Here is a 5443-nt window from a genome sequence, read left to right on the forward strand (position 1 = left end):
TCGCCATAGGGAATCATGGGGACAAAGTCACATGCGTCATGGGCCTGTCGAGCACCTGCTGCGTCGCGCCATTGGCCGTCACGATGTCGACGACCACACGCTGCAACGCGGGGAAGGCGGCGAACAGGCCGACTTCGACGGCATCGAGTTTTTCGGGAGCCGCACACGTGAACTCATAGGTCACGTCGAAATCAGCGTGTCCGCCGGGCGTGGCATTAACGTCGAAGCCGTCGGCGACGACCTTCGCGGGGGGCGCCGTGCAGTTGGCCCCGCCGGCAGGCACGAGCCATTTGCCTACCCGCAGCGTTTCCCTGGCCTTGGCGAGCGCTTGCGCCTGTTCAGTGGTGGCCGGTGGATGCTCGAAGCCCACGGCGTCGTGACCAGGAATGCTCAGGGCGACCACCAACGCCGGTCCGTCCGCTGACACCTGGAGCGTCGCCTGGCCATGGACATGAGGACCCAGGTGGCGCTCTTCGGCCGGTAAGCGCCCTGCCGCGAGGGCCAGGACGACCAGAAACGGGGCTGTTCGTAATTTCATGTGCGGGCCGACTCGTGTATGTTATAACATAACGTACACGAGAACCTCGGCAGCGCGCTAGTCCCTCCATCGTCAGTGCGTAGTCGCCTCGACGTAGGTCTTGCCAGCCTCCACGGTCGTGACGTACGGGCCCGACCAGTCACGCTCGAAGATGCGTGTCAGTGTCGCCGCGGGACCCGCTCCCCGCATGAAGACCGATGCGTCTACCGACGTATGGAAGTAACTCGACTCCCAGTTTCCTGTCCCGATGTAGACGCCGCGATCGTCGACCACCGCGTACTTCGCGTGTTCGACACGCGCATAGGGAATGAAGCCCGTCGGTGACGGCGGAACGCGACTGAACTTGACCGTGATGTTCGGCATCAGGCTGAGGCTCTTGAGGTAGCCCTGCATGGGTTCGTGAAGTGCCCAGTCGGCCACGATGATCCGGACGTCCACCCCGCGCGCCGCGGCATCACGCAATGCCGCGTCGACCGGTATCCACCATCCCTTCTCGCCATAGCCGCGCAGCGCCGAGAGCGTCATGACCTGCACGCGGACGATGTGCTGCGAACTGTTGATGAGATCGACCAGTGCAGGCTCCTCGGCCGTGACCCAGTCCGGCATCAACGAGGTGGGACTGAACGCCGGATAGGAAACCACGTTGCCTTCGCCAGGCGCGCCCAGGATCTCCGGATCGGTCGCCGTGACCGGGGCGAACGCGAGCGCCGCCGCGGCGTGTTTCCCCGAAGTCGGCGAGGCCGGGCTTCCAGCCAGTTGCCAGTCGAAATCGAACGTGGCACCGAACGTCTGGGCGAAGCGCCGGTTGCGTAGGCGAGCCCCTATTTCATGGATCTCGTTCAAGGCGCGCCAGTCCCAGTTCTGGCTCCCGACGAAGACGTCTGCGTTGTCGACCACCATGTACTTGGCGTGCAACACGCCGCCCGTCAGCGTCTTGACCGGCAGCACGCGAATCTCGAAGCCGGGCAAGGCACGGAAACGGTCGACGCTTTCATGGTTGTCCGCGAGGAACGTCTGGTCGACCAGGATGCGTACCTTGACGCCTGCGCGGGCACGCTCGACCAGTGCGTCGAGAACCGGCGCCAGTGGGCCACCCGGTTTGTCGGCGATGTAGAAGGCCGCGATGTCGATGCGGGTGGTTGCACCATGAATCATTTCCAGCCACACCGTCTGCGTGCGACGCACGCCGCTTTCACCGTAGATCGAGGCATCGGGCACGCTCTCGACGATCTCGAAGTCAGCAGGGAGTGCCCTGTCCCGGGCTTGCAGTGCGCCGGCGGACAAGGCGGTAGCCACCACAGCAACTAATGCAGCAAGGCGAAGGGAAGGACGCATGGGGTATTCCTGTCAGAGATTGTTACAACGTAACACTCCTTTATTACCGAATTCGTTCGTCAATCGCCACGACGACGGAGCAGCCACTGACACCCCGATGCACGGCATCTCCACCGCTTCGGACGATAATCTACGCCATGAAAAAGCGCCCTACCCCCACCGACTCCGTCCACGGTAACGGCTTCGTCCGTGTCTGCGGCGCGCGCGAACACAATCTGAAGAATATCGACGTGGCCGTTCCACGCGATGCGCTGGTGGTTTTCTCGGGCGTTTCCGGATCGGGAAAGTCCTCGCTGGCCTTCGGCACCCTTTACGCGGAAGCGCAGCGGCGCTACTTCGAATCCGTGGCGCCGTATGCGCGCCGGCTGATCGACCAGGTCGGCGTACCCGACGTGGACGAGATCGAAGGCCTGCCGCCGGCGGTGGCGCTCCAGCAGCAACGCGGCACGCCCGGGACCCGCTCGTCGGTAGGCAGCGTCACCACGCTCTCCAGCCTGGTGCGCATGCTGTACTCGCGCGCCGGCAGCTATCCAGCCAGGCAACCGATGCTCTTCGCCGAGGACTTCTCGCCGAACACCCCCCAGGGCGCATGCCCGAACTGCCATGGCCTGGGCAAGGTGTACGAGGTCACCGAGCAGACGATGGTGCCTGATCCCTCGCTCACCATTCGCGAACGCGCCATCGCATCGTGGCCGCCGGCATGGCATGGGCAGAACCTGCGCGACATCCTCGTCACCCTGGGCTACGACGTGGACATCCCCTGGCGCGACCTGCCAAAAAAACAGCGCGACTGGATCCTGTTCACCGAGGAGCAGCCGGTCGCTCCGGTGTATGCGGGCTTCACGCCCGCCGAAACCCGGGCCGCCCTGAAGCGCAAGACGGAGCCCAGTTACATGGGTACCTATATGGGTGCGCGCCGATATGTGCTGCACACCTTCGCCACAACGCAAAGCCCCTTGATGAAGAAGCGGGTCTCCCGCTTTATGATCGGCAGCCTGTGTCCTGTGTGCGATGGCAAGCGCCTGAAACGCGAGGCCCTGTCGGTCACGTTCGCCGGTGTCGATATCGGCAGCTTGTCCGCCCTGTCATTCGACCAGTTGGCAGACACACTCCGTCCGGCGGCCGAGGGTCGTTTCGACGAACTCGTCCCGGGCGGCAGGACGACGCAGAGCCGCGCCGCAGGCAAGCGCGATATCGCACGTCGGGTGGCCGCCGGTGGTCTGGGACACGAAGGTTCCTCGGACGTGCGGCGCACGCCAAACCTCTCGGAGGAAAAACGTATCGCCGCGCAGCGCATTTCCCAGGATCTGGTCGCACGCATCGGCACGCTGCAGTCGCTCGGACTGGGCTATCTGTCGATGGACCGCAGCAGCCCCAGCCTTTCCCCGGGCGAACTTCAGCGCCTTCGCCTTGCTACGCAGATACGCAGCAACCTGTTCGGTGTGGTGTATGTGCTCGATGAGCCATCGGCAGGACTTCACCCAGCCGATGGCGAAGCGTTGTTCCATGCACTGGGGCAACTGAAGGCATCAGGAAACTCGATCTTCGTCGTCGAACACGACCTCGACATGATGCGCCGCGCCGACTGGCTGGTGGACGTAGGTCCGGATGCGGGCGAACGCGGCGGCGAGATTCTCTACAGCGGGCCGCCAGCCGGACTGGCRGATGTGCCGGCTTCGCATACCGCGCGCTACCTCTTCGGCAGCGCCGAAGTCGCACGACGCACGGTTCGGGAGCCGACTGGCTGGCTCGAACTGCGCAACGTCACACGGAATAATCTTCATCGGCTGACCGCACATTTCCCGCTCGGTGTATTCACTTCGGTGACGGGCATTTCCGGCTCTGGCAAATCGAGCCTGGTCAGCCAGGCGCTCGTGGAACTGCTCGGTGAGCACCTTGGCCACGAGCCGCGCGTCGTCGAGGACGAGAGCGACGACCTGGAACCGAGCGTCATCACGAAGACGACCGGCCATATCCACTCGGGCGCGGAAGCCATCACGCGTCTCGTCCAGGTCGACCAGAAGCCGATCGGACGCACGCCGCGCTCGAACCTTGCGACCTATACGGGGTTGTTCGACCACGTGCGCAAGCTGTTCGCGTCGACGAAGGCGGCAAAGTCGAAACGCTACGACGCGGGGCGCTTCTCCTTCAACGTTGCCAAGGGACGTTGTGAAACCTGCGAGGGCGAAGGCTTCGTCAGCGTCGAGCTGCTGTTCATGCCCAGCGTCTATGCGCCCTGCCCCACATGCCACGGGGCGCGCTACAACGAGCAGACGCTGGCCATCCAGTGGAACGAGAGGAATATCGCCCAGGTGCTCGGCATGACGGTGGATGAGGCCTGCGCGTTCTTTGCCGACGAAGCCAATGTACTGAAGTCACTGCTTATCCTGCGCGACATCGGTCTGGGGTATCTCCGTCTGGGTCAGCCGGCGACCGAGCTCTCTGGCGGCGAAGCCCAGCGCATCAAGCTGGCGACCGAGCTGCAACGTGCCCAGCGCGGCAGCAGTGTCTATGTCCTGGATGAACCCACGACCGGCCTGCATCCGTCAGATGTCGACAAACTCGTCGCGCAACTGCAGGGCCTTGTCGAGGCGGGCAATACCGTTATCGTCGTCGAGCACGAGATGCGCGTGGTGGCAGGCAGCGACTGGGTGATCGACGTCGGCCCCGGCGCCGGCAATAAGGGCGGCCGGATTGTCGCCAGCGGCGCCCCACGCGATGTCGCCCGATCAAAGGAAAGCCGCACCGCCCCCTACCTCGCCGCGCTCCTGTCCTTGTAGGAGCCGATTCATCGGCGATGGGTGCTTGCGGCAACCGGGCCCGCTGCCGCGGGACCACCGATGAATACGCTCCTACATTTTTTCCAGCAGTGACTCGTGCTGGTTGAGCGTGGGTGCGGCGAAGGGTTCTGGCGCAGGCGTCCGGCCGAAGTGGATTGGGTGGTTGACGCCGCGATACTGGCCGACCACGGGGTGGTCGAACGTGGCGACGAGGCCTTCGGCGGTCACCTGCGGGTGATCGAACATGTCTTCGATCCGGCGTGCGGCGGCGCTGGGTACGGCGTCGCCGAAGAGAACTTCCCACTCGAGCGCCGTGCGCGAGGCGAGTGCGGCATGCAGCTTCGGCACGATTTCCTCATGATGCTCGGCGCGCTTGCGCACGGTGTCGAAGCGCGGGTCGTTGTAGAGCGCATGCAGCTCCGTGCGCTCGCACAGGGCTTTCCAGAAATGCGGTGTATTGGCCGAGATGTAAATGTAGCCTTCGCGCGTCGGATGAATGCCGGTAACGCCGCCCGAGCGCATGTCGCGGCCAATATCCAGCGACTCACCTTCGGCCCAGATCATCCGCGCCGACTGCATCGTCAACGCACTGCGCAACAGGGACACACCCACGTACTGGCCCATGCCGCTGCGCTCGCGCTCGTAGAGCGCCGACGAAACACCGGCGGCAAGCAGAGCGGCGGCGTAATAGTCGACCACGGAGCCAAAAATCACTTCCGGAGGGCCACCGCGCTTGCCCTGCAGGGTCGACATGCCGGTCATGGTCTGCAGCACCTGGTCGTAGCCGGCC

General features: G+C 64.3%; 4 protein-coding genes. 1 reads left to right on the top strand and 3 read right to left on the bottom strand.

All coding sequences use genetic code 11. The features are described 5' to 3' along the window. Positions 1-13: 13 nt before the first annotated feature. Both AC1DT2_RS14980 and AC1DT2_RS14985 read right to left on the bottom strand, forming a co-directional pair. Positions 14-538, bottom strand: a complete 525-nt coding sequence (locus AC1DT2_RS14980) for a ZrgA family zinc uptake protein (protein WP_477297164.1) — start codon at positions 536-538, stop codon at positions 14-16. 72 nt (positions 539-610) lie between these two features. Next, complete coding sequence (locus AC1DT2_RS14985; protein WP_477297166.1) at positions 611-1873, bottom strand: phospholipase D-like domain-containing protein; 1263 nt, start codon at positions 1871-1873, stop codon at positions 611-613. Positions 1874-2010: 137 nt separating this feature from the next. On the opposite strand from AC1DT2_RS14985, the gene AC1DT2_RS14990 reads away from it, so the two are divergent. After that, positions 2011-4653 carry an excinuclease ABC subunit UvrA gene (locus tag AC1DT2_RS14990; RefSeq protein ID WP_477297167.1) on the top strand — a complete coding sequence of 881 codons (2643 nt, stop codon included), beginning with the start codon at positions 2011-2013 and terminating at the stop codon, positions 4651-4653. A 72-nt stretch (positions 4654-4725) separates the two neighbouring features. On the opposite strand, the gene AC1DT2_RS14995 is transcribed toward AC1DT2_RS14990, so the two are convergent. Then, positions 4726-5443: CoA transferase (locus AC1DT2_RS14995; RefSeq protein ID WP_477297168.1), on the bottom strand; the 718-nt coding region annotated here is incomplete at its 5' end.

Source organism: Luteibacter sp. P4_E6 (assembly GCF_056401535.1).

Excerpts from the sequence above, each read along its gene's own strand:
- AC1DT2_RS14980 (WP_477297164.1), bottom strand. The coding sequence starts at position 538 with ATGAAATTACGAACAGCCCCGTTTCTGGTCGTCCTGGCCCTCGCGGCA.
- AC1DT2_RS14985 (WP_477297166.1), bottom strand. The coding sequence starts at position 1,873 with ATGCGTCCTTCCCTTCGCCTTGCTGCATTAGTTGCTGTGGTGGCTACC.